This window comes from Protofrankia sp. Cj5 (assembly GCF_917627405.1).
Classification (GTDB): domain Bacteria; phylum Actinomycetota; class Actinomycetes; order Frankiales; family Frankiaceae; genus Protofrankia.
The window spans coordinates 31757-33999 of sequence record NZ_CAKJTO010000058.1 but is presented as its reverse complement, the minus strand read 5'-3'; the positions used below and the strand labels follow the sequence as shown (position 1 = coordinate 33999).

Genomic DNA, 2243 nt, shown 5'->3' with positions numbered 1-2243 from the left:
CCATGACCACCAACGGCACGTCGCTGGCCCGTTTTGCCGCCGCGCTGCGCGTGGCCGGCCTGGACCGGGTGAACGTTTCGCTGGACACGTTACGCGCTGACCGTTATTTGGCGATGACACATCGGGATCGGCTTGCGGATGTGTGCGCGGGTCTGGCCGCCGCGGCCACGGCAGGGCTGGCACCGGTGAAGGTCAACGCGGTGCTCCTGCGGGACGTCAACGATGACGAGGCGCCGTCCCTGCTGCGATGGTGCCTGGAGCGGGGCTACGCCCTGCGCTTCATCGAGCAGATGCCGCTCGACCCCCAGCACAGCTGGGATCGTGGCGTGATGGTCACCGGAGCGGAGATCCTCGCCAGGCTCCGGTCCGAGTTCACCGTCACCGCGCTGCCCGGTCGCGGTAGCGCGCCGGCCGAGTTGTTCGCCGTGGACGGCGGGCCCGGAACGGTCGGAGTGATCGGCTCGGTGACCGCGCCGTTCTGCGCCGCCTGCGACCGGGTCCGTCTCACCGCTGACGGGCAGCTCCGTTCCTGCCTGTTCGCTGACACGGAGACCAATCTGCGCACGCCGATGCGGGCCGGGGCCGACGACGCGGACCTTGCGCACCTGTGGGCCGCGGCCGTCCGGGGCAAGCGCGCCGGGCACGGTGTCAACGGCCCGGACTTTGCGCAGCCGTCGCGACCGATGTCGGCGATCGGCGGATGAGCTGGGACGCGGTGGTGCTTGCCGGCGGGTCGGCCCGCCGCCTCGGCGGTGCGGACAAGCCGCTGGCGACCGTCGGTGGCCGGACCTTGCTTGATTGTGTTCTCGCGGCGGTGGCCACCGCGCGCGAGGTGATCGTGGTCGGGCCGGTACGTCCGGTCCGGCTGGCACGCCCGGTGGCCTGGACCTGTGAGCGGCCGCCCGGCGGGGGGCCGGTCGCCGCTCTTGCCGCCGGGCTGGAGCTGGTGAGCGCACCGCTGGTTGCCGTGCTTGCGGCCGATCTCCCGTTTCTCACCGCGGGAACGGTCGCCGCGCTCGTGCGGGCCGTGGGCGGCGCTGACCGGGAGACCACCGGAGCCGGCCAGCGCGGTGCTGCTCCGCTGTGGGGCGCGCTCCTGATTGATCCGGCCGGTCGGCGCCAGTACCTGACCGGGGTATGGCGCACATCCGTGCTGCGGGCGCGGCTCCCCACCGCGCCTGCCGGGGTGGCGCTGCGGTCGGTGCTGGCCGGCCCACGGGTGGTGGCGGTACCCGCCGATGAGCGCACCACGCTGGACTGCGACGAGCCGGCGGATCTCGAGCGGGCACGCCGGTGGGCGAGGATGGCTCGGTGAGCGCTCTTGATGACTGGGTGGCCGCGGCGGCCGGCGCGCTTGGCCTTGACCCCACTCAGCTTGACGTCCCCGGTGTGCTCGATCTCGCGCGTGATGTCGCGCACGGCGTCGCCCGGCCCGCCGCTCCGGTCACCGCGTTTCTCATCGGTCTCGCGGCGGGGCGGGACGGTGGTGACGCGGACGCGGTCCGCCACGCCACCGCGCAGGTCCTCGCCCTCCTCATGGCCCGGGAAAACGGTGATCAGGGCAGCGCTGGGTAGGGCTTGCCGAAAAGTGAACCGTCGGCTCCCGGAGCCACCTTCCCGGGCGCGGTACGCTACCAGCGAAGATCAAATTCGTACGCCAACAATCCGCTTGCCGGTCGCTCGTAGCGGATGAGAAGAGCTGGCAGCAGCGGTCAGCGTACCCAGGCAGGGCCGTCATCCAGGAGCACCCGCATGTCGATCGCCATCGTGTGGGTGGCGAGCGGATCATCCAGCCCGGCTTCGTCCAGGGGCGACCAGGAGAGCACGTCGTCTCCAGCCGTTGCCCGGCTGTCGTCGGGCGACGGCCGGAGACGAGAACCGGCTGACCGCCCGCGAGGCAGCGCCAGGGTGATGGCCGCGGTGTCGGCGTGGCTGTCGGGATCATCCAGGCCGGAAACACCCTCGGCTGCTCCGCGTCCGAGGGGATCGCCCGTGCCCGTGCCCGCGGGCCGGGCTCGGCCACCGGCGGTGACGACGGACTGGTCCAGGCCGGCGAGCCCGACAATCACCACGAGCGCCGGCGCGGCGAATAGGGCGGGCCGCCAAGTGGTCAACGCGACCAGGGCGAAGACCAGCACGATACTGACGGCTCTGATCGCGTTGTGCTGCGCGGGCGGTAATGCTGGAACCTTGCGGCCGTGTCGATAATGTCCCACGCAACCAAGTGTGCCTTAGAGCGTGTG

At 71.9% G+C, this 2243-nt stretch carries 4 protein-coding genes; 3 read left to right on the top strand and 1 reads right to left on the bottom strand.

Features of this window, described 5'->3' with window-relative positions:
* From MJ777_RS13960 to MJ777_RS13950, 3 genes are all read left to right on the top strand, one after another.
* A partial coding sequence (locus MJ777_RS13960; RefSeq protein WP_239376644.1) for a GTP 3',8-cyclase MoaA occupies window positions 1–704 on the top strand: 704 nt, incomplete at its 5' end.
* Entirely contained in the window at window positions 701–1315 is a 615-nt protein-coding gene (locus tag MJ777_RS13955; protein ID WP_239347583.1) for a molybdenum cofactor guanylyltransferase, read from the top strand. The genes MJ777_RS13960 and MJ777_RS13955, both read left to right, overlap by 4 nt.
* A complete protein-coding gene (locus MJ777_RS13950) occupies window positions 1312–1575 on the top strand; it encodes a DUF6457 domain-containing protein (protein ID WP_239347582.1) in 264 nt (87 codons plus the stop codon). Before MJ777_RS13955 ends, MJ777_RS13950 begins: the two co-directional genes overlap by 4 nt.
* 137 nt (window positions 1576–1712) lie before the next feature.
* Here the strand turns inward: MJ777_RS13950 and MJ777_RS13945 are convergent, their stop codons facing one another.
* Complete coding sequence (locus tag MJ777_RS13945; protein ID WP_239347580.1) at window positions 1713–2216, bottom strand: hypothetical protein; 504 nt, start codon at window positions 2214–2216, stop codon at window positions 1713–1715.
* Window positions 2217–2243: the final 27 nt, after the last annotated feature.

Coding starts and splice junctions, on each gene's coding strand:
- MJ777_RS13955 (WP_239347583.1), top strand. CDS start 701: ATGAGCTGGGACGCGGTGGTGCTTGCCGGCGGGTCGGCCCGCCGCCTC.